This window comes from Bartonella sp. MR168JLCBS (assembly GCF_042194175.1).
On sequence record NZ_JBHIMP010000294.1, the window covers coordinates 1 to 796 of the forward strand.

A 796-nucleotide genomic window follows, 5' to 3' on the forward strand; every position below is an offset into this window, starting at 1 on the left:
GCGAGAAAGCCCACCCGTTCGTCTTTCCAAATGAAATCGCAAAGACAATCCATGAATATGTACAAAGGTCTTATAAGCTAACTGACGAATCGCGTGCTGACCAACGGTTGCAAAAAGGGAATCCCGTAACTGGTTTAATGCAGCTTGAACAATACGTGCAATATTGTAGACTAAAACGAACATAATGGGAATAACCCAACTGGATGGGGCCCATGTAGGTAATTTAAAGCTCACATCAAGCGTATCCGTAGCATATTTAAAAAAATAAGGTACAGAGATGAGAATAAGCTTAGCCAAAACAAGATAAAATATCGCCCATACAACATGCATTTTCAGATCGCGCCGATCTGTCGGCCACATATAAGGCCATAAATTATAAAGTGTGTGCAGAATTTTACCGGTATCTGATGACACGGTTTTTATCATTTCATTCCGTTTCATAAATCCCTTACTTCTCTATCATCTACTCAACAGTTACTCTAACCCCTTTTCCCTGTTATCATTCACAGGTCATGTCTCTACATTTCCAGTAAGCTACACGTATTAATGTTTGAAGTTAGACCGTTTTTGAAAAAGGGACAAGAAATAATCTACCATGAAATTTATTATTTTGGTCTGTATTCTCATACCATTCTGCTGCAAATAAATCCTCAACCTTTACATGCCTTTTTCTCAATTCTGCTTGAAGCCATTTCTTTGATTTATCAATCTCTTTAAGACCATCATCAAGAATTTCGCCATTTTGTACTAAAATGGTAGATTTTTTACCCTCTTCCTTTTTAATAACAGTACAATC

Annotated in this window: 2 protein-coding genes; both read right to left on the reverse strand. The window is 36.9% G+C overall.

Features of this window, described 5'->3' with window-relative positions; all coding sequences use genetic code 11:
• A partial coding sequence (locus ACFIK8_RS10965) for an ABC transporter transmembrane domain-containing protein (RefSeq protein WP_375669445.1) occupies positions 1 to 441 on the reverse strand: 441 nt, incomplete at its 3' end.
• Between the two features lie 115 nt (positions 442 to 556).
• Positions 557 to 796: YetF domain-containing protein (locus ACFIK8_RS10970; protein ID WP_375669446.1), on the reverse strand; the 240-nt coding region annotated here is incomplete at its 5' end.